The sequence below is a fragment of the Allobosea sp. FBZP-16 genome (assembly GCF_002831785.1).
GTDB classification, from domain to species: domain Bacteria; phylum Pseudomonadota; class Alphaproteobacteria; order Rhizobiales; family Beijerinckiaceae; genus Allobosea; species Allobosea lupini.
In genome coordinates this window covers 287,050-307,828 of sequence record NZ_LNCQ01000032.1, presented here as the reverse complement: position 1 = coordinate 307,828, position 20,779 = coordinate 287,050, and the positions used below count along the sequence as shown (strand labels likewise).

At 67.0% G+C, this 20,779-nt stretch carries 29 protein-coding genes; 1 reads left to right on the top strand and 28 read right to left on the bottom strand.

The window, feature by feature from the left end; genetic code table 11:
• The first annotated feature begins 2 nt into the window (after nt 1-2).
• Nucleotides 3-629, top strand: coding sequence for a hypothetical protein (locus CXY91_RS30260; RefSeq protein ID WP_158673476.1), 627 nt, complete (start codon nt 3-5; stop codon nt 627-629).
• On the opposite strand, the gene CXY91_RS30255 is transcribed toward CXY91_RS30260, so the two are convergent.
• The 28 genes from CXY91_RS30255 to CXY91_RS18050 all read right to left on the bottom strand — a co-directional run bounded on the left by CXY91_RS30255 (nt 626) and on the right by CXY91_RS18050 (nt 20,701).
• Nucleotides 626-856, bottom strand: coding sequence for a phage tail assembly chaperone (locus CXY91_RS30255; protein ID WP_465246878.1), 231 nt, complete (start codon nt 854-856; stop codon nt 626-628). The two genes, CXY91_RS30260 and CXY91_RS30255, sit on opposite strands and share 4 nt — an antisense overlap.
• 119 nt (nt 857-975) lie before the next feature.
• A complete protein-coding gene (locus tag CXY91_RS18175; protein WP_100962632.1) occupies nt 976-1,434 on the bottom strand; it encodes a branched-chain amino acid ABC transporter in 459 nt (152 codons plus the stop codon).
• A 100-nt stretch (nt 1,435-1,534) separates the two neighbouring features.
• On the bottom strand, nt 1,535-1,798 hold the full coding sequence (locus tag CXY91_RS18170; RefSeq protein WP_100962631.1) for a hypothetical protein: 264 nt from the start codon (nt 1,796-1,798) through the stop codon (nt 1,535-1,537).
• 29 nt (nt 1,799-1,827) lie between these two features.
• A complete protein-coding gene (locus CXY91_RS18165) occupies nt 1,828-3,024 on the bottom strand; it encodes a phage tail tube protein (RefSeq protein ID WP_100962630.1) in 1,197 nt (398 codons plus the stop codon).
• A 30-nt stretch (nt 3,025-3,054) separates the two neighbouring features.
• Nucleotides 3,055-3,501: a phage tail terminator-like protein gene (locus tag CXY91_RS18160; RefSeq protein WP_158673474.1), complete on the bottom strand. Its 447-nt coding sequence runs from the start codon at nt 3,499-3,501 to the stop codon at nt 3,055-3,057.
• Between the two features lies 1 nt (nt 3,502).
• Entirely contained in the window at nt 3,503-4,180 is a 678-nt protein-coding gene (locus tag CXY91_RS30250; protein WP_158673473.1) for a hypothetical protein, read from the bottom strand.
• Nucleotides 4,180-4,509 carry a head-tail joining protein gene (locus tag CXY91_RS18155; protein ID WP_158673472.1) on the bottom strand — a complete coding sequence of 110 codons (330 nt, stop codon included), beginning with the start codon at nt 4,507-4,509 and terminating at the stop codon, nt 4,180-4,182. Before CXY91_RS18155 ends, CXY91_RS30250 begins: the two co-directional genes overlap by 1 nt.
• 1 nt (nt 4,510) lies before the next feature.
• Entirely contained in the window at nt 4,511-5,137 is a 627-nt protein-coding gene (locus CXY91_RS18150; protein WP_100962627.1) for a head-tail connector protein, read from the bottom strand.
• 3 nt (nt 5,138-5,140) lie between these two features.
• Entirely contained in the window at nt 5,141-5,701 is a 561-nt protein-coding gene (locus CXY91_RS18145) for a hypothetical protein (protein WP_100962626.1), read from the bottom strand.
• 67 nt (nt 5,702-5,768) lie between these two features.
• Nucleotides 5,769-6,194, bottom strand: a complete 426-nt coding sequence (locus CXY91_RS18140; RefSeq protein ID WP_100962625.1) for a hypothetical protein — start codon at nt 6,192-6,194, stop codon at nt 5,769-5,771.
• Nucleotides 6,195-6,293: 99 nt separating this feature from the next.
• Nucleotides 6,294-7,598: a phage major capsid protein gene (locus CXY91_RS18135; protein WP_100962624.1), complete on the bottom strand. Its 1,305-nt coding sequence runs from the start codon at nt 7,596-7,598 to the stop codon at nt 6,294-6,296.
• Between the two features lie 88 nt (nt 7,599-7,686).
• Nucleotides 7,687-8,598 (bottom strand): S49 family peptidase, encoded by a 912-nt coding sequence (locus CXY91_RS18130; protein WP_100962623.1) that lies wholly within the window; start codon nt 8,596-8,598, stop codon nt 7,687-7,689.
• Nucleotides 8,595-9,959, bottom strand: coding sequence for a phage portal protein (locus CXY91_RS18125; protein ID WP_100962752.1), 1,365 nt, complete (start codon nt 9,957-9,959; stop codon nt 8,595-8,597). Before CXY91_RS18125 ends, CXY91_RS18130 begins: the two co-directional genes overlap by 4 nt.
• Complete coding sequence (locus tag CXY91_RS18120; RefSeq protein ID WP_248307542.1) at nt 9,956-11,770, bottom strand: terminase large subunit; 1,815 nt, start codon at nt 11,768-11,770, stop codon at nt 9,956-9,958. Before CXY91_RS18120 ends, CXY91_RS18125 begins: the two co-directional genes overlap by 4 nt.
• Nucleotides 11,771-11,774: 4 nt before the next feature.
• Complete coding sequence (locus CXY91_RS18115) at nt 11,775-12,419, bottom strand: P27 family phage terminase small subunit (RefSeq protein WP_100962622.1); 645 nt, start codon at nt 12,417-12,419, stop codon at nt 11,775-11,777.
• 76 nt (nt 12,420-12,495) lie between these two features.
• Complete coding sequence (locus CXY91_RS18110; protein ID WP_100962621.1) at nt 12,496-12,861, bottom strand: hypothetical protein; 366 nt, start codon at nt 12,859-12,861, stop codon at nt 12,496-12,498.
• A 284-nt stretch (nt 12,862-13,145) separates the two neighbouring features.
• Nucleotides 13,146-13,931, bottom strand: coding sequence for a hypothetical protein (locus tag CXY91_RS18105; RefSeq protein ID WP_100962620.1), 786 nt, complete (start codon nt 13,929-13,931; stop codon nt 13,146-13,148).
• Between the two features lie 353 nt (nt 13,932-14,284).
• Nucleotides 14,285-16,075, bottom strand: a complete 1,791-nt coding sequence (locus CXY91_RS18100; protein ID WP_158673471.1) for a DNA primase family protein — start codon at nt 16,073-16,075, stop codon at nt 14,285-14,287.
• Nucleotides 16,072-16,332, bottom strand: coding sequence for a hypothetical protein (locus CXY91_RS18095; RefSeq protein WP_100962618.1), 261 nt, complete (start codon nt 16,330-16,332; stop codon nt 16,072-16,074). Before CXY91_RS18095 ends, CXY91_RS18100 begins: the two co-directional genes overlap by 4 nt.
• 4 nt (nt 16,333-16,336) lie before the next feature.
• Nucleotides 16,337-16,564 (bottom strand): hypothetical protein, encoded by a 228-nt coding sequence (locus tag CXY91_RS18090; protein WP_100962617.1) that lies wholly within the window; start codon nt 16,562-16,564, stop codon nt 16,337-16,339.
• Nucleotides 16,561-17,142 (bottom strand): hypothetical protein, encoded by a 582-nt coding sequence (locus CXY91_RS18085; RefSeq protein ID WP_100962616.1) that lies wholly within the window; start codon nt 17,140-17,142, stop codon nt 16,561-16,563. The genes CXY91_RS18090 and CXY91_RS18085 overlap by 4 nt, the downstream gene beginning before the upstream one ends.
• Nucleotides 17,139-17,417, bottom strand: coding sequence for a hypothetical protein (locus CXY91_RS18080; protein ID WP_100962615.1), 279 nt, complete (start codon nt 17,415-17,417; stop codon nt 17,139-17,141). The genes CXY91_RS18085 and CXY91_RS18080 overlap by 4 nt, the downstream gene beginning before the upstream one ends.
• Complete coding sequence (locus CXY91_RS18075; RefSeq protein WP_100962614.1) at nt 17,414-17,818, bottom strand: hypothetical protein; 405 nt, start codon at nt 17,816-17,818, stop codon at nt 17,414-17,416. Before CXY91_RS18075 ends, CXY91_RS18080 begins: the two co-directional genes overlap by 4 nt.
• Nucleotides 17,818-19,119: a DUF7146 domain-containing protein gene (locus CXY91_RS18070; protein ID WP_100962613.1), complete on the bottom strand. Its 1,302-nt coding sequence runs from the start codon at nt 19,117-19,119 to the stop codon at nt 17,818-17,820. The genes CXY91_RS18075 and CXY91_RS18070 overlap by 1 nt, the downstream gene beginning before the upstream one ends.
• Entirely contained in the window at nt 19,116-19,370 is a 255-nt protein-coding gene (locus CXY91_RS18065; RefSeq protein WP_100962612.1) for a hypothetical protein, read from the bottom strand. Before CXY91_RS18065 ends, CXY91_RS18070 begins: the two co-directional genes overlap by 4 nt.
• Complete coding sequence (locus CXY91_RS18060; protein ID WP_100962611.1) at nt 19,367-19,642, bottom strand: hypothetical protein; 276 nt, start codon at nt 19,640-19,642, stop codon at nt 19,367-19,369. Before CXY91_RS18060 ends, CXY91_RS18065 begins: the two co-directional genes overlap by 4 nt.
• Nucleotides 19,639-20,226 carry a GcrA family cell cycle regulator gene (locus CXY91_RS18055; protein ID WP_158673470.1) on the bottom strand — a complete coding sequence of 196 codons (588 nt, stop codon included), beginning with the start codon at nt 20,224-20,226 and terminating at the stop codon, nt 19,639-19,641. Before CXY91_RS18055 ends, CXY91_RS18060 begins: the two co-directional genes overlap by 4 nt.
• Nucleotides 20,219-20,701: a hypothetical protein gene (locus CXY91_RS18050; RefSeq protein ID WP_100962609.1), complete on the bottom strand. Its 483-nt coding sequence runs from the start codon at nt 20,699-20,701 to the stop codon at nt 20,219-20,221. The genes CXY91_RS18055 and CXY91_RS18050 overlap by 8 nt, the downstream gene beginning before the upstream one ends.
• Between the last annotated feature and the right edge of the window lie 78 nt (nt 20,702-20,779).

The following is a 20,779-nucleotide window of genomic DNA, read 5'->3' as shown; positions in this document are numbered from 1 at the left end:
GGATGAAGATGATCGGCGTCGCCGTTCTAACGGCGCTATTGAGCGGTTGCGCGTCGCCTCAGCTCGAAACAAGAGATCAGTGGTTGGCGGAATCTCAGCGCACCTATGCCGATCGAGATCCAGAGCAGGTGATCCGGGCTGCTGAAGCCGTTTTGACTTCAGCCGATCCAGGAGACGTCACGTTCGCGCATACGAACGAAGGATTCACAGCCACACGCGTCTGGTCGGTCTACATGGTGCTCGCAGCTGTCGCCGGCACTGACACCTTCGAATTTAAAGCTACCCCATCGCCGCAAGGCACGCATACCAGCCTAAGAGTCCATCAGAAGGCTCGCGGCAGCGACGGCAATGCCGCCGAAGGCGCAGTCTCGATGACTGCCACATACCGCCTATTCTACAACTGGCTCGACTATGCGCTCGGCAAAGGTGACGAGTGGATAACCTGCGACCAAGCCGAAGCTAAGTTGAAAATAGCTAATGCGGGACTGGCAAACGGTCTTTGCGCGCCCGGAATCACATCTCGAGGCGCAAATCCGGTCCAGCCTCGCGAAGAATGGAGCAAGCCGTCCCGACTAGCACCAGCTAGGCCCGTATCGTCACGCGACCAACTGAAGCACCGGCGACCCTAGGATTTGGCGCCGGCATCACTCAAGGCGAGTCGGTCCAAAGCCTCGATGGTTTCAATCTCCCAAGGCGCAAATCGTAACCCGCTCAACCGGCAGAACGCATCGATGTCCTGCCAGCTGAGCGGCGCCGGTCCCCATCCCGTCGATCCGCGCCGCGACGACATGCGGGCGAAGGCCTGCCAGAGATAGCGCAGCGCCGAAGGGAAAGGCGGCACTGCCAGATCCTCGATGATGTCAGCCCGAGCCTTCGCCGTCCTGGCGCGCCCGAGCTTGGCCTCGAGCGCATCACGAAGGCTGAAGCCATCCTTGTCGACGGCCGACAGCCGGAATTCAGCCTCGGCGTAGGCGATCAGGGCTTCGCCGAGGCTCTCGTAAAAGACCGCTCGTCATTGAGGAATTCGAGCGCCTGCAGATAGACCCAGCTGAGGCGAGGATCGAGCAGCAGCTCGGTCGCCGCGGCCTCGTTGAAGACGATAGTCGGCCCGTTCGGGTCGAGCTTGACAGGCGTCCAGTCGACGATCCGCGCCACGACACGCGCGACGTTCTCGCGGCGGACCTGGTCGACGTCGATATCGTCCGGTTTGACCTTGCGGCCGTTGCGCAGCTGCGCTTCGAGCTGGGCTTGTCGCCGCAGCTCGTCGCGCGCGCTAGCATTCGCCCACGCCAGCGTCTTGTCGTGGCTCGGGCCGGCGAAGGTGATCTCCCAGCCGGTCGGCCTGCCGGTCCCGGGCTGGAGAATGGCGAGCACGCCGATATCGGCCGGTTGGAAGGCGGACAGGTCGATGGCCGCGGTGGTTTCGGTCTTCATGTTGCACCTCTGTCGGAAGGTGGCGGGGCGGCGCCGACACACCGCCCCGCCTGTCGCGACACTCGCCGGAGCGAGATGGTCCGCTGTCGGGCGGGTCTGGTCAGGCCTTCTCGATCACGCGATCGGCGGCCTTCTGCGCCGCAGCGCCCGCCTTGGCGGCGAGGCCGGGATCGAGATCGGGCGCCTGCACGGTCAGCGTCACCTTGGCCGGCCCCGTCTCGCTGATCGCGATGCGGCGCAGGCCCTCGGGATTCGCCGGCCAGGCGACGGCGAGGCCGGCCTCGCGCCCCTTGGCGATGGCATCGGCGAGCGCGACCGCCGCCGTGCGGATGGCGCCCTCGGCGCTCCCGTCCTGCTTCGTCATGACGATGTCCTTTCCGGGAAAAGCCGCGATCAGGCGGCGGAGGTCTGGTAGACCACGGTCGAGGCGTCATAGGCCCCGCCGCGTTCATCCTTGCCGATCAGCAGACTGATCTGCTGCGTGCGGCCATTGTCTCCGCCGAGCTCCGACTTCTGCAGATTGGCGAGCGTCAGGTTGCCGATGAAGAAGGAGCAGAAGTCCTTCGGCTCGCTTTCGTTCTCGGTGAAGAGCAGGTGCAGCGAGAGCTCGGCTTCGTCGAGGAACTGCTGGACGCGGTTGACGTCCTTCTTCAGCGCCGTGATCGAGCCCTCGACCAGGGCATTGTTGGTGAAGACCTCGGGCGTCACCACCGAGCCGACCACCGGCATGCCGGCGGCGTTGAGGTTGATGGTGAGATCGACGGCGGTGACGTCGAGCACGTCCTCCGAGCCGAGCCGAATCATCGCCTCGACCGAGGTCATGCCGATCGACGTGGTCGCGGCCGGATCGGCGAAATAGGGCGAATCCGCCCCCTGCTTCACCTGCATGTTCTGGCCGGCCAGGGTGAAGGTCACCACCGCCATGCCGTTCGGCTGCAGCTGCAGCTGCATCTGGCCGAGACGGCAGCCGGAGAAGACCTCCGAGCCGTCGATATCGATCTCGCGTTCCTCGATCGAGAAGGAGCGCGGCTGCACGCCCATCAGCAGCTTCTTCGGCCGGTTGACGGTGAAGGCAGCATCGGCAACCGCGTTCTCGATCAGATCCTCCGCGACGGTGATCGTCGAAGCCGTCAGGCCGACAATCCGCAGATTGCGGCCGTTGTTACCGGCTGTGGCATGGTTCGCCAGGCGGATGACGTCGCCGACGCGCAGGCCGGCGGTGATCCAGGAGCCAGCCGCGGCGACGATCGTGTTCTCGGTCGTCGTGATGCTGGTGAGACCAGCGGTCGCCTCGTTGATTGCGAGCGCCGCCGCGAAGGTGCCGCGGAAGGCCGCCTCAATCCAGTCGTCATAGCTGCCGAGACTGAGATCGCCGGTATAGCTGCCGCCGACCGAGCGCGAGCCGTGACGGCCGCGCGTCATCTGGCCATCGCGCCGGATCTCATTCGAGCGAATCGGCTCCTTCGTCAGATTGAGCCCGCCGCCGTTAGGGCGGAAGACCTTGGCGCCGGCGGCGCCGTCCGGCAGCAGGCCGAAGGTGACCTCCGGCTTGTAGGCCACAAGGATATTGCGCCCCGACTGGTAGGCCATGGTGAGCTCCTGGTTTGCGGGAGGGTGAGATCAGGCTCGGCGCCAGAACTCGAAAGGGATGGTGACAGTGACAGCGAACCACATGCCGCTGTCGTCGCCGGCGCCGCCGCCGGTGATGCGTGGCGTCCAGCTGCGCACGCAGACGCCGGGCGCAGGCTCGTAGAATTCCTTGGCGCGGAAGATCTCGCCGATCTGTCCGGCCAGGACGAAGCCCGGGCCGGCGCCTTCCCCGTCCGGCACGAAGACGGTGATCATGATCAGGCCTTCGTCGACGACGACGTGATCGCCTGGCACGCCGACGCCGCGGATGCCCGCAGTCGTCCCGAGGACCTCGGCATAGGCCCAGGCGATCGGCTTGCCGTCGCCGTCGACCGTCGCGGGCTTTGCCCGATTGGGCAGCGCGATCGGCAAGCCGGCAGGCTTGTTCGCCTCGAGCCGCGCGAGGATGGCGTCGACTGCGCCGGCGAAGTCAGCCATCTCAATACGCCCTGATGTAGAGAGCAGGCCGGCGCAGGTCCTGCTCGATCGCGGCGCCGGCGCGGGCATGGCTGCCCTTGGCGAAGCGCCCGCTCCTGGAGCGCTTGACCGGCCCGCGCGTATCGCCGGCACTGAAGAAGGCGCCGCCAGCGATCGGGATGAAGGTGAACTTGATGGCCGCCAGGTTGCCGAAGCGCCGGCGCAGGATCTGCTCGGCCTGGGCATAGACGCGCTCGGAGCCGGGCACCCGCATCTTCATCTTGCCGAGCTCGATCTTGCGGGCATAGGGCAGCGGGTTGGCGATATAGATCTCGTCCCCGCTCTGCGGCTGCCAGCCCTTCAGGTTGCGCACGGCGACGCCGCCGACGAACAGGGTGTGAGATCGCCGATACTCGCCGGACAGGACAGGCGACAGGTCGAAGAGCGTGTCCATCGCGACCTGCACGACCTCGCCCAGGCGCTGATAATGGTATTCGATCACGCCGAAGCGCTTGACCGCCTCCTCGGGCGCGCCCTCGCGGCCGTCGACGAAGCGGCGGAACGACGACGGGATCGGAGATGCCTGCATGACCTTGCCGTGCTCGCTCTTTGCGAGTGCGACGAGCTGCTGGTGCGTCTGTGCCAGGGCCGCGGTGATGGCGCCGTCGAACTGGAGCGCGACAGGCTGCAGACGTGCCATCACATGCCCCGCAGATGCAGCTCGACGCGCACGACGACGTCGGCGAGCTCGATGCGATCCGGCGCCTGGACGCGATGCCATGCGCCGGCGATGCGCACCCGATCGCCCTGCCGCGGTTCGATCCAGTCCGGCGCCAGCGACGTCGGCGAGAAGATCGCCAGACGGTCGCCTTGCTCGATCGAGCCGATCAGTTCCTCCGGCTTGAAGTCGCGCACGAATGCGCGGCAGGTCAGGCTCGCCGGGACGCCGCCGGCGCGCGTCAAGGTCACGCTACGCCCGTGAGCGGCGATCTGCCGGTCGAGCATCGCAATCGCAGATGCGGGCGTCACGTCAGGACACCCATACGCGATACGGCTTCAGCAGCGCCGCAATTGCCTCGTCCGCGACGAGCGCGCCGGCGCCGGTCAGGTCCCATTCCGTCGAACCAATGCCTTCGACAACTTCCTTCTTCAGCGTCGGGTCGGAGATCGCGAAACGATAGAGCTGGCCGACGCGCAGCGCGATCGCATGCTTGATCAGCTCGGGCACGTCGCCTGCAGCCTGGCCGGCATTGTAGCGAACGCGCACCGCTTCCGGCCGGCCGCTGGTCGCCGGCCAGGAGAAGCCGCGGCGCGCGAAGATCTCGTCGCCATGCTTCTCATAGTCCGCGGAATCCAAGGTCTGCGCGAGGCCATCGGCATCGTCATAAGAAACGCTGACGATCGCCCCGATCGGTTGGCAGAGCAGCCGCAGGCCGTCACCCCAGCAGGCAGGAAAGCGATCGCCTCGCCATTCCAGGACCTGCGCGCCGAGTGCGCGGCCGAGCCAGCCATCGGGCCCGTCGACCTCCTGCGTGGCAACCTTGACCAGGCGCGACAGCACGCCGTCGCTCACGCTCGCCGGCAGCATCAGCTGCTCGCGGATCTCCGCCGGCGTGAGCAATGCGGCCGGCGGCGTGATGACGACGGTACGAGGCACCGATCAGCCCTTCTTCGGCTTCTGTGCCGCCGCGAGGGCGTCCTCGGCCTTCTTGCGGGCATCGACCTCGGCCGCGAGCGCCGTCTTTGCCTCGGAGAGGTCGACGGCAGCCCGATCGACCTTGCCCTGCAGCGCGACCGCAGCCGCTTCGGCATCGGCTCGCTTGGCGAGCGCCTCGTCGAGCTTGGCCGAGATCTCGCCGAGCGCGCGCTTGTGTTCCTCGACGAGTGCCTCGCGCTGGCGGGCCTCTTCGGCCAGACGCTGGGCCAGACGGTCGATTTCGCCCTGAGCCTCCTGGCGCTGGCGATCGCGCTCGGTCTCGGCCGCGGCAGCCTCTTTGGTTTTGCGCGCCAGCTCGGCCTGCTCCGTCGCCAGCTGCTGCTGGCGCGCGTTCTCCTCGGCCTGCGCGAGCTTGGCCTCGTCATCGGTCGGCTTGCGGATGCAGCCGGCCTTAGTCAGGCGATCTTCCTGCGCCGGCGTCGGGTTCGGGAATTTCTGCCCGCGCTGGTACCGCTGGCCGGTGCGCTCGTCGACGCACTCGGCAATCACGACATAGTCGGTCATGAGACAGTCCTTTGATGGGCGGCGCCGCCGGCGCCGCGCTTGTCAGGGATAGAAGCGGGAGCTGGGATCAGACCGGCGGATTCGGCGTCGGGCCGTAGCGGCCAGCGGCGAGGATCGCGACCGCGGCGATGAAGGCGTTGCCGGCATTGCCCGCGGGCGTGATCGTCAGGCGGACATAGCGCCTCGGTCCGACATAGCCGATCTTCCGGACCTTATCGTCATCGGCGAAGGTGAAGCTCGCGAGCGCTTCGGTGCCAGTGAGCTGAGCATCCGGCACCGCCGCTGCGTCGGAAAGATTGGCGGCGTCGCCATGCTCGAGGAGCACGGTGAAGGTCGCATCGGCATCGGCCAGTGCGCCGAGCAGGATGGCGAAGACGAGCTTTTCGTAGCCGGAGCGGTCGATGATCTGGGAGACGATCGGCGTATTGTCCGCGACGGCCGCGGCGGGGCTGATCGCCCGCTTGAGATGCAGGTGATTGGCGAGGTCGCGCATGGCGATCTCCTTTCCGGGATTGAGTTTTCGGGCGGAGGCGGAGGCCCCGCTGGGCGCGGGACCTAGACGGCATCAGGCGATGCCGGGCGCAGCCGGCGATCAGGCCGGGACGTCGAGAGCAACGAAGGGCGAGACCTCGTAGCCGTTCTCTTCCTTGATCGGCGCCTTCATCCAGGGCGCGCCGTCGACGTTCCAGAAGATCTTGATGACCGTCTTGTTGTTGAGGAACTCGACATGCTCGGAGGCCGCGACGAACGGACCCGAACCGTCCTTGATGACGTAGGAGCCCCAATCGGCGAGGAGCACGTCGCCCTTGCTGCCGAGGCCCGGCATGCGGTTGTTCCAGCGCAGCGGATAGCCCATCAGCGTGCCGGCAAATCCGTCGCGGGCGTTCTCCTTCCAGATGTAGCGCCCCTCCGGATCCTGCAGGGTCGCGATCTTGGGAAGAGCCGCCTGCGGCATCGACCAGACCGGAGCGAGGCCGCCGCGCATCAGCAGGACCGCGACCATGTTGACCAGGTCGAGATAGCTGATGCTGTTGGCGCCGGCGCGGTTGACGGTCTTGAGTGCCGGAGCGTTGAGGACGCCGAGCGGCTGGGTGACGCCGTTGCCGCGAATGAAGGTCCAGTCCTCGGCGCCGGCGACCGCCGCACGGAACTGCGTGCGGATCAGCGCATCGGCCGCCGGCCAGTTGCGCAGCAGCTTGTCGGTGATCTTCATGAAGCCGGCGACTTCGTGCGGCACAAGCGAGAACTCGCCGAGCCCGAGCATGGTCTCGGGCTTGGCGCCGCCTTCCTCGATCCATTGCACCTGAACGCCGCCGAACATGTTGCCCGGGTTGGCGCCGGACTGGTCGAGCGTCGGCATCGTCACGCCGGCGTCCGGCGCAGTGCCGGACGGCAGCACCGTGGCGCGCGGCCGGACCAGAGCCTCCTGCGGCGTGACCTGCATGATCTGGTTGCGGAACTCCGTCGGCACCATGAAGCCGCCGGTGGTGTCGTTGTCCATGCGCATCTCGGCCTGCAGGCCGTTCTCGTCATGGGCAGCGCCGACGCCCTCGACGAAATGCAGGCGCTGATCGTTTGGGCGGAAGCGCACCGAGGCCATGAACTCGCCGAAGTTCTCGAAGGTCGTGCTGGCTTCGTTCGGCCGGCGCGCCGGCACATGGCTCGGACCAGCCTGGCGGGAGCGAGCCGGCACTGTCTCGTCGAGCGCCGCCTCGTCGGCCTCGACCGCCTCGAGACGGGTAATGCGGGTATCAAGCCCGTCCTTCTCGGCCTTGAACTCGTCGAACTTCGTCTGCTCTTCGGCCGTCAGGTCGCGATCCTCGCCCTCGGCCTTGGTGACGATCGCGCGCATGTCCGCGACCAGCTGGGTGCGCTTGGCGCGCAGCGTCTTCAGCATCGGATGCTCCTGGCTGAATGCCGGGTACAAAAAAGCCCTGCTCGCGCCGGCACGCGAGCAGGGCCGTTACCGCCGGTCGGCGGGTATTTCAGATGGCGAGCGCCCGCTTGGCGCGCTCAAGCGAGGCGCGCCGGTTCGGGGCCGCCGGCGTCGCGCCGCCATAAAGCGAGACGCCGAAGCGCTGCAGGGTCTCGTCGAGCGTAGCGACGCGATCGGCCATGCCTTCGGAGACGGCCGCTTCGGCGTCCACCATATCGCCCTGGCCGAAGCCATCGCGGACGCGGGACACAGCGACACGCCGATTGCGGGCGACGGCGGCGACGAAGCGCTCATAGGAGGCATCGACCCGCGCCTGCATGCGGGCCTTGGTCTCATCATCCAGCGGCGCGTAGGGATTGCCGGCCGTTTTGAACTTGCCGGCGCTGATCAGCGTCTTCCTGACGCCGACCTTCTCCATGGCCTGGCTGACGTCGTCGTGTACGCCGAAGACGCCGATCGAGCCGACTGAGCCGGACGGCGTGATCACGACCTCATCCGCGGCCGAGGCGAGCCAGTAGCCTGCGCTCGCCGAGGTCGCATTGACATGCGCGATGATCGGCTTGGTGCCGCGCGCGGCGAAGATCATGCTCGACACTTCGTCGGTACCGCTGACCGCACCTCCAGGCGTGTCGTGGTCGAAGACGATCGCCTTCACATCGTCATCGCGGGCGGCCGACTGGAAGGCGGAGGCGAGAGCCTCATTCGAGGTGCCGCCCGAGATATCGCCCATCATACTCATGCGGTTGGCGATGACGCCGCGAACCGGGATCAGAGCGACCCGGCCGACCCTTCGCGCCACCTCGCGCTCGGTCTTCTGCGGAATGCGCGCGGCGAGCTCCTCGGCCGAGAACTTCTCTCCTGCGGCCTGGCGCGACATGAAGTCGAGGATCGCCTGCAGCTTGCTCTCCTGCAGGGCCCAGCGCTCCTCATAGACCGCCATCAGAATATGGGCGTATCTCATGCCGCATCCTCTTTCTCGTCGTCGTCTCCAGCAGGCGGCGCCGGTGATCCGGGCGCCGGCGGCGGGTCGGGCGGATTGATCGCGCGCTCGATCGACTGGACATTGGTCGAGACGAAGCGGGTGTCGCCCTCGGGCCCGAAGCCCTCGATCTCCTCCAGCGCCGCGATCGTGTTCGGCGTCATCGCCGCGAGCTCGAACATCGCCTTGTAGAAGGCGGCCCGGGCGGCCATGTCGCCGCGCAGCAGGGCGTTGAGGTTGAATTTCACATAGTAGCCGTTGCGCTGCTCTTCCTCGGTGAAGAGCTTCCAGTTCAGCTCCTGCTCCCAGGCGCCGATCCATGGCTGGATCGTCTGGCGGACGAAGCCGATCATCAGCTGCTCGATGCCTGAGCCCCAGCTGGTCGACTTCTCATGGCTCTGCAGCAGCACCAGCGGCACGTCGTAGATGCGGGCAATCTCGGCGATCTGGAATTCGCGCGAGCCGAGGAACTGCGCGTCCTCGGGCGGAATCGTCGTCGAGATGTACTTGACGCCCTCCTCCAGCACCTTGACGCGATGGGCATTCTCCAGCCCGCCCTGCGCCTGCAGCTGCGCGCCGGCGTCGTCGCGGCGATCGGCGCCTTCCTTGCCGCGCTCGCGGCGGCCGGCGAGATTGCTCTGCGCATTGGTCGACAGCCGGCCCGGATGCATCAGGAAGCCGCCGGACTTGGCGTCGTTGGCGAAGAACTTCGCGCCGAACTCCTCCATGGCGAGGCCCATGCCAATGGCCTGCCGCGCGATCGCGACCTGCGATAACCCGGTGTACCCGTCCTGGCTGAGGTCCATCAGGTGGACGACATCCTCCTGTGGCAGCTCGTACCGCCGGCCCGCGATCGTCGTGTCGTAGACGAGGCGGTCCTGTTTCTTCCGGGCGCTCGTCACGTCGGGCAGGAGAGGCCAGATGCCGACCCCCTGGCCCCGGCGGTTGCGCTCGATCTCGCCGAATCCTGCGCCCCACAGCAGCGCATGGGCCTGCACGGTCTTGCGCAGCGTACGCGACGACATGAACGGGTTCGGCCGCAAGCCGAGCGAGCGCGACATCGGATGATCGTCGACGGCGATCGCCTCCCCCTTGTCCCCCTTCCGAAAGATGCCGAGCGGAACGCCGGCGATCGGATTAGCGATGCGGTTGACGCATGCGAACACGACCGGCAGGTGCAGCGCAGTGCGCTCCGACACCGACACGCCAGCCTTGGTCTTGCCGCCGCCGATGACGCGCATCAACCAGCCGCCGGGCTGGCCAACGCTGTCTGGCGGGCCGTAGCGCTCGGCCGAGAAGCCGACCGCGGCACGAAGGTGCTGCCAGCGGGTCAGGCCGTTCATGGAGCCCATTCCTCGACCTCGATTTCCATGATGCCGCGCTCCTCGTAGACCGAGGGCCCGGGCCCCTTCGGACCCATGGTGAGGGCCTTGGCCATGACCGAAGCGACGACGCCGTCGATCTTGTCCTTCGACCCTTCCTTGTCCGGCACGTAGTTGAGATTCGCATCGAAGCGGACCCCGCAATGGCGAACCATCCAGTCCAGAACCGGATGCCCGCCGTGGTCGAGCAGCTGCTGGAATGTCAGCCGCTCGAATTCCTTGGTGGCGTCGCCGAGCGTGCGGTGCCCCTGGCGCAGGTTCACCATGAAGCGCTCCTCCGCTTCGTCCCAGAGTGGCACGCCTTCGTCCTGCAGCATGATCTGCAGCTGCGAGACACCCCAGGCGTCGAAGCCGAGACGCGAAACCTCGAACATCGCCATGCCGTCGCAGATTGCATCGGCGACGGGCCGCAGATCGACCACGCTCCCCGGTGTCGTGCGCAGGGCGCCCTGCTCAACCCAGTCGAGCCAGTTGACCCGCTTGTCCTGCTGCTGCCGCTCGGCGAGCGTCGCCTCCGGCACCCAGAAAAGCGGCAGCAGGTCCCAGATCTCGCTTCCGTCGACCGGCTCGAACATCCAGACGAGCGCGCTGAGGTCGCGCACCGACGAAACGTCCGTGGCGCCGACGCAGCGTCGGCCGCGGAAGTGCTCCATGCCGAGGCGCCAGCGCTCCGGATCGGCAGTCGCCGCCCGCCAGACCTTGGCCGGAATCCAGTTCGAGACGTGATCCACCCACTGGTTGAGGTGGTAACACTTGAACTTCGCCTCGAGCGCCGGCTTGCCCTTGGCCTTGCCGGCCTCGATCCGCATGTAATCCCAGGTCGGCGTCAGGCCGATCGAGGGATTGGCCTTGCGCCAAGTCTGCTCGTCGAGCCAGTCATCCTCCTGGCCAGCGCCGAAGAACACGACGAGGGTGTACGGGTCGTGTTTGACGCCGTCGAGGATCTCCATGCTCTCCTCAAACCAGTCGTATCCGACCTTTGCGGTCTTCACGCCGGCGGTCGAGGCGTAGAGCTCGATCGGCTGCAGACGAGCGCCTGTGCCCTCGCGCAGGGTGTCGGCGAGATCGCGCGAGAGCCATTCGTGGATCTCGTCGCCGATGATCACCGTCGGCGAGCGACCATGCTTGCCGTCTGGCTTGCCAGAGAGCAGCTCGCAGAGACCGCTGGTCTCCGGGACGAAGATCGAGCGCGCCTGGTTGACGACACGCCTGGTGCCGTCCGGCCCGATCATGATGCCCTTGGCCGCCTCGATGATCGCCTTCATCTTCTTGAAGGGGATGCGGCCCTGATTTTCGTCCCGGCCGAACACGAAGCCCTGCGCCCCGTGCCCCTTCTCCAGGATGAAGAACAGCACGCCGAGACCGGCCAGGAACTCGGACTTGCCGTTCTTGCGAGGGATCCAGAGGTCGAGCCTCCGGAAGACCCGCACCCACGCCATGGCCGGCTTGCCGGTTGCGGCGTCGATGATCTCGACAGGCTTCTTCCACCCGACGAGCAGACGAAGCGTGATCTCCTGCCATTTCAGCAGCCAGAACGGCTTGCCGTGAAAGCGGTCTTCCGTCAGCCGGAAGATCTTCGGCCACGCCTCGACGATCCGATCGGCCTTCGCCGCATCGAACCATGCGCCGGGCACCGACGCGGCCCTTCGCCATCCCGAGACGGCCCAGCGATAGGCCGGATCGTCCGCGACCTCCTGCAGCCAGGTCGGTAGCGGGTGAAGGCCCTCCGGCGCGCCGATCGCGAGCGCGGCGGCCGAAGTCTGGCCCTGCACGATGCTACTGCAGCAGATCCGGCGGCGGCGAATCCGCCCGGTTCATCAGGTCGTGCGGATCCTCGGCCTGCGGGCGCTGCGCTTCCGGCACCGTCTCGCTCGGCCGGCCCTCGTCACTCTCTCCGAAGAGATCGGCCTGCTGGCCCGCGGAGCGATTGAAGCTTTGTACCTTCAGCAGCTCCTGGTCGAACAGCGGCGACAGGCCGAACTCCCGGGCCTTGTCCCGGATCGTGCTCTCGGCGGCGCCGCGCACATCGAGCATCGGGTTCTGCCGCAACCAGCTGTCGCCGGTCGTCCGCTTCACCTTCTGCACGAAGCCGTGCTGCCGGATGTGCTTGCAGGCGGTTTCCCACTCCTGGACCGCGACGCAATAGATCGCGATCGACGGGGAGTAGCGGGAATCGAGGCGGCCCATCAGCTTGAGCCCGCGGATCGTGTCGTTCCACACCTCAAGCGCCCGGGCGTAGTAGGCCGGCGCCTGCCGAAACATCGCCGGCGCCGCGAACGGATCGCGCTGTCCGGCAACCTGGTCGGCCGCCTGCTGCGCTTTCGCCGCGAGCTCGATCGCCGCCTTCTGCTCGCGCGACTTCCGCCGGCCCGGATAACCCTTCGCCGCCTGATGGGCGGGCGCGTCCTTTCTGCGACCCACCCCACACCTCCAAAAAAAATAATTCCGGCGGAATACCGCGCCGCCACGGCCGCGCTTCCCTGACCGGTAGAGGCGGTTAGCCCCCTGGACTTTCGACCACCCCCCCTACCCGGGCCGCCGCGCGCTCCTCGGCCTGGATCGGCCCGTCGTGGCAGGGCTGGCAGGTGCTTTCGAGCGGGATCGACCAGAACAGGACGGGATCGCCGTCATGACGCCACTGATGGTTGGCAATCGTGGCCGGAGTGACCAGCCCGTTTTCCCTGCATCGGCAGCAGAGCGGCTCCCGCCTCAGCTGATCGGCCCGCTTGGCCTTCCACCGGGCAGTCCCATAGAGCCAGCGCGTCTCGCTCTCGGCGTTGCGCCTGCGGTCATAGTCCCGCTCCGCTTCCCTTGCCGCCTCGATCTCTCGGGCGGTGCGGAAGAAGCCGACGCGCTCCGGCAAGCCATGCCCCCAATGATCAGTGACGGTATGGGATTCGAACCCATGGGCTCCGCAGCATTGGTCCAATCACCCCTGCGAAGCCTGTAGATTGGTCACGCTTGAGCCCGGCATTTCTGCCTAGCGGATTAACCCCGCACTCGCGCAACCGCCACAGCTCGATGATACCCGCGCCCACCCCAAACGAAAACGCCGCCTCGGCGAACCGGGCGGCGTCTGGAAACCTTTTTATCCATGCACAGGCTAAGTCAAGCAACTGCCGCATTGCAAGCCCCCATTGAAAATAATCAGGGAGCCCATGGACGGGCCGACCTGTCCGACATGGAGATTCGGTGGTCGATCAGCTCGCCCGAGGCGTTGAGGTCCTCGGTCAGGCCGGCCAGCGCCGCATGCCAGACCTCGTATTCGGCACGCTCTATCACCGCGCCCATAGGATCGGGCTCCAGATAGGTCTTGCGATAGGCGCCCGGATACGGCCGCTTCGACCGGGCATTGTACCCATCCACCTCCCGCTCATAGAGCCGCCCGAACGCACCCTCGACCATGATGATGCGGAACCATTGCGGCTTGCCGTGCAGCTCGACGAAGCGCGCCTTCGGCACCTGCGCTTCCCAGGGCGGGCAGCCGCCGAGGATGGCGTAGCGGCGCACCAGCTCGACCGGCTTGAAGTGCAGCCGCCAGCGGTCGCCATGCTCGACCGCAATGCGCGGCATGGCGCGGGCAACGGCGGCCCGCTCCTCCTGGGGGGAGAGGCCGAGGCCCTGCAGAGGCGACCAGTCGTCAGGCAAGACGAGATCCATCTGCGCCAGCTCACCGACGAAGCGATGGGCCGTGAACGCGTCCTCATGTGGCGGCGCGCCGTACCAGGCCGAGAGCGGCACGACGCCGTAGCTGTTGACCCGGCCATCGCTGACCATGTCGGCCATCAGCTCGCCCTGGCGCGACACCGCATCCCAGCCGCCGGCGCCGAACATGGCCGACGACAGGCCAGCGCCGGTGCCGGGCGCTTCCGCCTTCGGCAGCTCCTCCCGGTACACCCAGCCCAGGAACGCCTCGATTCCGATCGTCCGCATTCATTCGACCCTTTCATGGGAGGCTAGGGAGGCAAGCAAACCGGAAGACCGCTTGCCGCCCAAAACCACCTTCTCACTAACCTTTTGCAATCCTTGCTCTTTCTCTCTCGTATGGGAGTGTAGGGAGGCTAGGGAGGGTAAATGGCAATGACGCCACAACGATCTTCGCCTCGCCGTCATCAGCCACAACCTCCCCGCTCCCCATGGAACGCGCGCGTGGCATCGCCGGCTTGCCTCCCTACGCTCCCTAGCCTCCCGCTGCCGCTGCAACACTTTGATCTGGCGTACCTTTTCCCCGCGCCCCTTTGGGAGCCTAGCAAGCGGGCCCGACAGCTAGCCTCCCTAGCCTCCCGTCAGTCGTCGTTGTGGGTGCGAGAGGGAGCGCGCTCGGAGGGCGCCGGCCGGTACTCGGATTTGACGCGCACGCCGACGTAGATCGACGAGGAGGCTTTGCCCTTCACAAACCCGAAATCGTGCGCGGTCTTGGGCAGGCGCCGAGTGAAGGTCTCGCGTTTGACCGGCGTTCGCGCCGCGCGCTGGCACCAGACGAGGAAGCCCTCGAAGAGCGCGCCGACCATCTCGCTGTCGTTCTCGTCGCGGGTGACCTCGATCGCCTCGCGCACGAACGCGCCCATAAGGTCGCTTTCGTTCCGGTACTCCTGGCTTGCCGCCCTGATCTCGGTGGGAGGGGAGAGGGAACCCAGGATCAGGAAGTCTTCAAGTCCCTGCAGCAGCCGGTTGAGGATGCCCGCGCGCTCGGCCCAGAGCTTGTCGGGAAGGCTCTTGTCCTTCTCCTCATCCGGGATCTGCACGTCGAACGGGATCAGCACGACGCGCCGCCAGATGCCGTCGTCATTGCCCTTGATCACCGGCTTGCGGTTGGCCGAGATCGCCAGCTTGAACTTGGGATAGACCTCGTTGAACTCGTGATTGAGCCGGCGCACCAGGATTGGCTCGCTCGAGGTCAGCGACTTGATCAGCGATTCGTCGAAGGGCATGCCCTCCTTCGGCTCGGCCGAGCGGACCAGGCGCGCGCCGGGCGTGCGGACCAGGTCCGGCGTCGCCTCGGCACCCTTGCGCCGGTCCTCGCCGGTCAAGGTCGCGATCGGTAGCGATGTCGCGTAATCGCCCATCAGCCGCGAGATCACGTCGACGAGCGTGGATTTGCCGTTCGAGCCCTCGCCATGCAGCAGCACGAAGACCTGCTCGGTCGTCAGCGCCGTCAGCGCGTAGCCGAAATAGCGCAGCACATAGGCGCGGATCTGCGGGTGCGGCAGGATGCGCTCGAAGAAGGTGTCGAAGACCGGGCAGGTCGCCTTCGGATCAAAAGCCACCGGCGCCAGCTTGCAGATCCAGTCCTCGCGCCGGTGCTGATCTAGCGTCACCTTGACGGACGTTCGAAAGCGCGGCTCGGCCGGGTCCGACTCCTCGTCCTCAGTCGTCTGCTTCGAGATCCGCAGGGTGCCGTTTTCAAGATTGAGCGCCAGCGGGTCAATGTCGAAATCGGCCAGCGGGCGCGACAGGAAGCCGATCGCCTGCTTCAGCATGCCATCGATCTTGCCGGTGTTGCAGGAGGAGTTGGCGAAGCGCCGGCGCTGGGCTCGCCTGCCCTGGACGGCCTTCTTCGCACGCGAGGCCGCGGCGATCGCCTCATTGAGCGCGGCGAGCTGCACCTTCTGCGACGCCGTCGCCTCCGACAAGCTGATCGAGGCCTTCTCCAGCACCGCCGTTTCGCCCGCGTCGATCTTAGCCTGCTCGGCCGGCGTCGGCTTGATCAGCAGCGCCTCGAATGCGATCGCTTCGACCGTGTCATGGGTGAGCGGCGAGATCCGCACGCCGTCGATATCCTCGACCCAGCGCCGCCCGTCATAGACGTGCCAGCCGACATTCTGGATGTGGATCACCGCGGCGCCGCAGCGCAGGCGGAAGCGGCGCGAGTTGCCGATATCGTGGCAGCCCTGCTTGACGCATTCCTTCAGCAGCTCCCAGCCCTCGGCCGAGATCTCCGGCACATCGCCTTCGCCCTCGTCGAGGCCATGGTCTTCGTCTGGATCGGCGGCGGGAGGCGCGGAGGAGATTTCCTTCGCCTGCTGCACCGCGCCGAGAATCGGATCGTCTGGAGGTATGTCGTCGGCCGAGCTCACGATGCGCGCCTAACCCTCGGCTGGGTGTGCCTGACAAAGGGTCCGTACTCGGCCGCCAGCGCAGCGCGCCTTACGGCGAGATCCGCGACCCGGTCGTTATGCGATTTCACGGCCTCGCGGATGCTGCCTTCGCCCGGGCCGTGATACCAACAGAGGTCGCATTCGACGTACCGCCAGCCGCTCTCGTACTTGTAGACGTCGAGACCATCGGTCTCGCCGCATCCCGGGCAGGGAGCCAGTTTCGGAATCGTCGCCATCGCCCTAACCTCGCTTCCCCCATTCCCAGCCGTGGACAATCGCGTCGGCCGGCAGCCCGACGCGCGCCACGCGCTCGCAACCGAAGCGGGCGACATACTGAGCGCCTGGCTTCATCGGCATGCGGATCTCGACGACGCGGAAAGCGGTGCGGCCACGCTGCGCCATGATGAAGTCGCCGAAGCGCGGCAAATCGCCGGACCAGGAAAGCGCCGTCAGCGTCGCGAGCTTCACTGCCAGAGCCCCTCGCTGACGACATCGTGGTAGGAGCCCCGGCCGTCGTCGAAGCGCGGCGCGTCGAGCGAGACAGGGCCGAACCTGGTGAACGTGCGGAAATACGAGGCGATATGATGCTTCGCGTCGTCTTTGGTTGGTCGGGTCGTGATCGCGCCGTTGTAGATGGCTTCAGCCATGGCGGCGATTACAGCGCTCCTGGCGTCCGCCGGCAGGGTGCGCGGTACGACTGCCTCAATGTTGGCTGCGATGCGCGACGCCAAGGCTTCGCGATCGACAACACTCGCAAGATACCGGCACCGCCAGCGCTGCTTCTGCTTTTCGCGTGCTGCGGCGCTCGTCTTCCATCGGGCCCGATTAGCATCGTGCCCAGGATTGGCCGCCTTCCATGCCTTTAGCGTCGCGGCGACGTGCTCTCTATTTTCTTGGCGCCAGACGAACTTGCGGAACGCAGTGCCGTCGCTATTGCCGTGCTTCGCCAGATACTTGCGATTTCGCTCCTTCACCTTTTCGGGATAGCGCGCGCGATAGAGCCGCTGCTCCTCGCGGTGTTTTGCCTTTTGCTCGTCAGTCCTCATCGCGCACCCGCCTTCGCCGCTCGTCGCTCAGCAAAAGCCCGGCGATGGTCGTTCATGCGGTCGATTTCGACGGCGTGGGCGAAACGGCTCAGCTCTGCTTCGATCAGCTCGGCTTCGACTGTGGAGACTTGTTCCGTCAGGCGGCGAATCACGCGAGCAGCATCGCGGAAGAGCGCCCCCTCGTGGGCACGCGCGTCCAACCGATCCAGGACGGACCCGACGGAGGATGGGCTTTGATCAATCGCCCCGGCGTTGGCGTACCTGATCGCGCTCATGACCGCAGCCCCGCCCAAGCCGCTGATAGGCGGGCCCGCAGACGGGCAAGAAGGCCGGCGGGTGCTTTGTCCAGGATCAGGCCCCCCCTCGGCAGGGCTGCGATATCGGGCGGCGGCGGGAACGCCATCCCCATCGCGCGCGAGGTGAGCTTCATCGCCTCTGCGATACGGCATTCGAAGACGATCGAGCAGCCGCGGCGCAGGTGCTCGACCTCTGCAAACCGCTCGTAATCCGCAGCGCCCTTGCCCTCGATGATCAGCGCGATGCCGCGCCCCATCAGGTTCTCGGGCGTCGCGTGAAACCACCCGCTCTTCGGGATGCCCATCGCAGCGGCGGTCTCGCACGCCGATCGGTAGTTGTTGGCGATGATGCCGAATTCGATATCGACCAGGACTTTCATCAAGCCGCCTCCCTCTCGCGCACCTTGCGCATCCGCATGTCGCTGAAATCGCCGCCCTCTTCCGGCCAGGCGCCGCGGACGATCAGGTCCGGCCGGGCCCATCGCGCCGTGGCGCGGGCGAGCGTGTATTCGACCTGGGTGCGATCGCTGTCGCCGTCGGCAAGGACCAGGACCTCCCGCACGGTCTCCGGGATCGCGATCGAGCGTTCCGGCCGGCTGACATCCGGCACCGGCCCGGGCAGGCGCACGCGCAGCATCCGGCCGCGTGCATCCGGCCGCTTCAGCGTCGGATGAAACACCGATTCCAGCGCCTTGCCGCCGAGATTGCCGAGGTCGATCGCCGACCAGAACGCGGTCAGGCGCATATCGGCGCCGGCCTCGACCATGGTGATCCAGACCGCGAGCACCGTCTCGATCCCCTCGCCGATGACGAGGCGGCGCGGCCCGCCGAAGATTGTGTCCAGCGCCGGCGCTAGCACCAGGTGGCCGCCGGCCTTCGTCCCGCGCGAGCGCTTGACGTCCAGGACCTCGCCATCCTCGCTGACGAAGACCAGCTTGCCCTTGGTCGGCTTGCCGTTCTCGTCGATGGCAGGCATGGCCGGCGTGCCGAGGCGCGGATCGAGCCAGGTCGTGTGCAGCCCCATGAAGCGGCCGTCATTGCCTGCGATCGGCGAGAGCATCGCCGGCCCGGTCCACACCACCTTGCCGCCCGGGCCCGATGGGTGCCGCAGATGCATCTCCGGGTGGAAGCGCAGCTTCGCCCCCTCCGGAATTCGGCCGACGCCGCGATGGCGCAGATACGCCTCGACCAACGTCCCGGCGATCGGCCGGCCATGCTCCCAGAGTTGGCGGCAGCGCCGGCGTTCGTCCTCGCGGAACTGATTCTGCTGCTGCGCCTCGGCCGCGCGGGCCTTGTCGATCTCGGCAGCTTCCTTGGCGCGCTTGGCGGCGATCGCTGCCTTCTCTTCCTCGCTCGCCGGCGCCGCATCGGGCTTCGCTTCGCCGGTGATGAACTCGACCGCCTCATAGAAGGTGCGCTCATGCGGCACCCACCGTGCCAGCCCGATCGCGTCGCCGCCGCCCTTGCCACAGCCGCGGCAGTTCCACAGCCCTTCCTTGATCTTGACCGAGAAGCGGTCGACCCCGCCACAACGCGGGCATGGCCCGGTCGCCTCAGCGCCGATGCTCTTCGCGTTTCCCTTCGGCCGGAAGCCGAGCCGCAGCGCCACATTGATCGTACTGTGGCCCTTGGCCCGCTCGATCCAGGCGTCGACGGCGTCGTTATGCGCCGGCACCGTCATAGCAGGACCGGCCCGAAGCAGCCCTCATCGGCCGCGACCAGGTCGGCGAGGGCATAGAAGTTCACGGCTTCGAACGGGACACCGTAGCCATCGCGCCCTTGCCGCGGGTCCTTTCGACGATCGCCAGCGCGGCGCAGGAAGCTCGCTGCACGGGCGATCTTGGCCTCGCGCACCGGCCCTCGCGGCAGGCTCTGCGCCTGCACAAACAGGTCGATGCCATATCTCACGACCTTGTCGATGGCATCGCTCATCCCAGCACCTCGCCGGCGACCGTCAGTTCGAGGCCGAGCGCGAGGTCCGGCCGGCGCGCCAGCGCCCTGGCGATCTGATGCGCGAGGCCGAGCGCTGCGGCTTGCCGCCGCGCCTCGCCGACGGTGAGCTGATAAATCGCCGGGTTCGCCGGTTCGCGGGTGCTGGCGCGCGATGCCTGCAGCTCGAGTTGGTTGATCGCGAAGAGCTCGACATCGGCCGCGGTCTTGAGCCGGGCGGCGAGCTCGTCGAAGCTGATCGGGCGGCCCGTCATGCGAAGGCTCCCGCCCGGCTCTGCTTCGCCATGCGGGCCTGCTGCATCTCGCGCATCTCGCGCTCGCGGATCGGCCGGCGCTCGAACACCAGCTTGGCGCAGGCGGCGCACCAGCTCTCACCTTCTCTCCGCACCGGCTTGCCGCAATAGAGGCCGGACCTGGCCTCGTCGCCCCAGAGCGGCATGCTGCAGCGGCCTGCCTTCAGCTCCTGGATCGTCACCGCTTCCGGTCCGGCCGGCTTCGGCCAGCGCTTCGGCGTCGGGTCGACTTCGGGCTCGACGGCGATCGGCAGTGGAGCCGGTACCGGCGCCGGCTTCGCGGCCTTCGGCGCCGCAGGCTTGTGTCGCGTCGGAGCTGCATGACCGCCCGCGTCGACCAGCTTACGTCCACGGCCGCGTGCGATCGCCGCGGGGCTACTTTGTCCCCGCGGCGTCTTCAACTGCAGTCCGAGCCGATGGCACTTGCCTATCACGGCCGGACGGGTAACGCCGCCGAGCGTGTCCGCAATCTCCTGCGCGGTCGCCCCGTCGTCGACCATGGCCTTGAGGCGGGCGACTTTCCCGTCGGTCCAGCCCTCACTCATGGCGAAGGCCCTTGTGCACCGCGATCGACGCCGCGCCCGCCATGCGGGCCTCTTCGACGGCATGCGCCAGCTCGCCGAGTTCCTTCTGCAGGATGGCGATATCGGCGGGCGTGATCTTCCCGTCTGCCAGCGCCTCCGAGTAAGCGCGCATCACATCAGAGGCCTCGGCAACCACGCGCGAGGTCGTGCTGTGCACATCGCCAGCGCGATCTCCGCCGGCTACGGCGGTCTGATGGATGTCGTAGCCGAGCATCTGCAGCTCGGCCCGCGTCACCCAGGGATAGCCGCAATCGGCTTCGAGTTTGGCCTTGGTCCGGGCGTTGAGGAGATCGTCGGTCTCGGTGTTGTTGCAGCGGCCGATCTGGGCCGTCGATTGCTCGCCGACCTCGGCCGACCGCTCGATGCCGCCGCAGGCCTTGATCAAGTCCCGCTGCGCGGCCTTCATCCTGTTGAACCAGGTATCCCGCTTGTTCATGTCCGCGCCTCGCCTGAGAGAATTCCCGCGCCCCTTTCTCGGAGCGCCGTTGCGGCCGGCGGGTTAGGAAGGAGCCAC

Excerpts from the sequence above, each read along its gene's own strand:
- CXY91_RS30260 (WP_158673476.1), top strand. The coding sequence starts at position 3 with ATGAAGATGATCGGCGTCGCCGTTCTAACGGCGCTATTGAGCGGTTGC.
- CXY91_RS18175 (WP_100962632.1), bottom strand. The coding sequence starts at position 1,434 with ATGAAGACCGAAACCACCGCGGCCATCGACCTGTCCGCCTTCCAACCG.
- CXY91_RS18170 (WP_100962631.1), bottom strand. The coding sequence starts at position 1,798 with ATGACGAAGCAGGACGGGAGCGCCGAGGGCGCCATCCGCACGGCGGCG.
- CXY91_RS18165 (WP_100962630.1), bottom strand. The coding sequence starts at position 3,024 with ATGGCCTACCAGTCGGGGCGCAATATCCTTGTGGCCTACAAGCCGGAG.
- CXY91_RS18160 (WP_158673474.1), bottom strand. The coding sequence starts at position 3,501 with ATGGCTGACTTCGCCGGCGCAGTCGACGCCATCCTCGCGCGGCTCGAG.
- CXY91_RS30250 (WP_158673473.1), bottom strand. The coding sequence starts at position 4,180 with ATGGCACGTCTGCAGCCTGTCGCGCTCCAGTTCGACGGCGCCATCACC.
- CXY91_RS18145 (WP_100962626.1), bottom strand. The coding sequence starts at position 5,701 with ATGACCGACTATGTCGTGATTGCCGAGTGCGTCGACGAGCGCACCGGC.
- CXY91_RS18140 (WP_100962625.1), bottom strand. The coding sequence starts at position 6,194 with ATGCGCGACCTCGCCAATCACCTGCATCTCAAGCGGGCGATCAGCCCC.
- CXY91_RS18135 (WP_100962624.1), bottom strand. The coding sequence starts at position 7,598 with ATGCTGAAGACGCTGCGCGCCAAGCGCACCCAGCTGGTCGCGGACATG.
- CXY91_RS18130 (WP_100962623.1), bottom strand. The coding sequence starts at position 8,598 with ATGAGATACGCCCATATTCTGATGGCGGTCTATGAGGAGCGCTGGGCC.
- CXY91_RS18125 (WP_100962752.1), bottom strand. The coding sequence starts at position 9,959 with ATGAACGGCCTGACCCGCTGGCAGCACCTTCGTGCCGCGGTCGGCTTC.
- CXY91_RS18105 (WP_100962620.1), bottom strand. The coding sequence starts at position 13,931 with ATGCGGACGATCGGAATCGAGGCGTTCCTGGGCTGGGTGTACCGGGAG.
- CXY91_RS18095 (WP_100962618.1), bottom strand. The coding sequence starts at position 16,332 with ATGGCGACGATTCCGAAACTGGCTCCCTGCCCGGGATGCGGCGAGACC.
- CXY91_RS18085 (WP_100962616.1), bottom strand. The coding sequence starts at position 17,142 with ATGAGGACTGACGAGCAAAAGGCAAAACACCGCGAGGAGCAGCGGCTC.
- CXY91_RS18080 (WP_100962615.1), bottom strand. The coding sequence starts at position 17,417 with ATGAGCGCGATCAGGTACGCCAACGCCGGGGCGATTGATCAAAGCCCA.
- CXY91_RS18075 (WP_100962614.1), bottom strand. The coding sequence starts at position 17,818 with ATGAAAGTCCTGGTCGATATCGAATTCGGCATCATCGCCAACAACTAC.
- CXY91_RS18070 (WP_100962613.1), bottom strand. The coding sequence starts at position 19,119 with ATGACGGTGCCGGCGCATAACGACGCCGTCGACGCCTGGATCGAGCGG.
- CXY91_RS18065 (WP_100962612.1), bottom strand. The coding sequence starts at position 19,370 with ATGAGCGATGCCATCGACAAGGTCGTGAGATATGGCATCGACCTGTTT.
- CXY91_RS18060 (WP_100962611.1), bottom strand. The coding sequence starts at position 19,642 with ATGACGGGCCGCCCGATCAGCTTCGACGAGCTCGCCGCCCGGCTCAAG.
- CXY91_RS18055 (WP_158673470.1), bottom strand. The coding sequence starts at position 20,226 with ATGAGTGAGGGCTGGACCGACGGGAAAGTCGCCCGCCTCAAGGCCATG.
- CXY91_RS18050 (WP_100962609.1), bottom strand. The coding sequence starts at position 20,701 with ATGAACAAGCGGGATACCTGGTTCAACAGGATGAAGGCCGCGCAGCGG.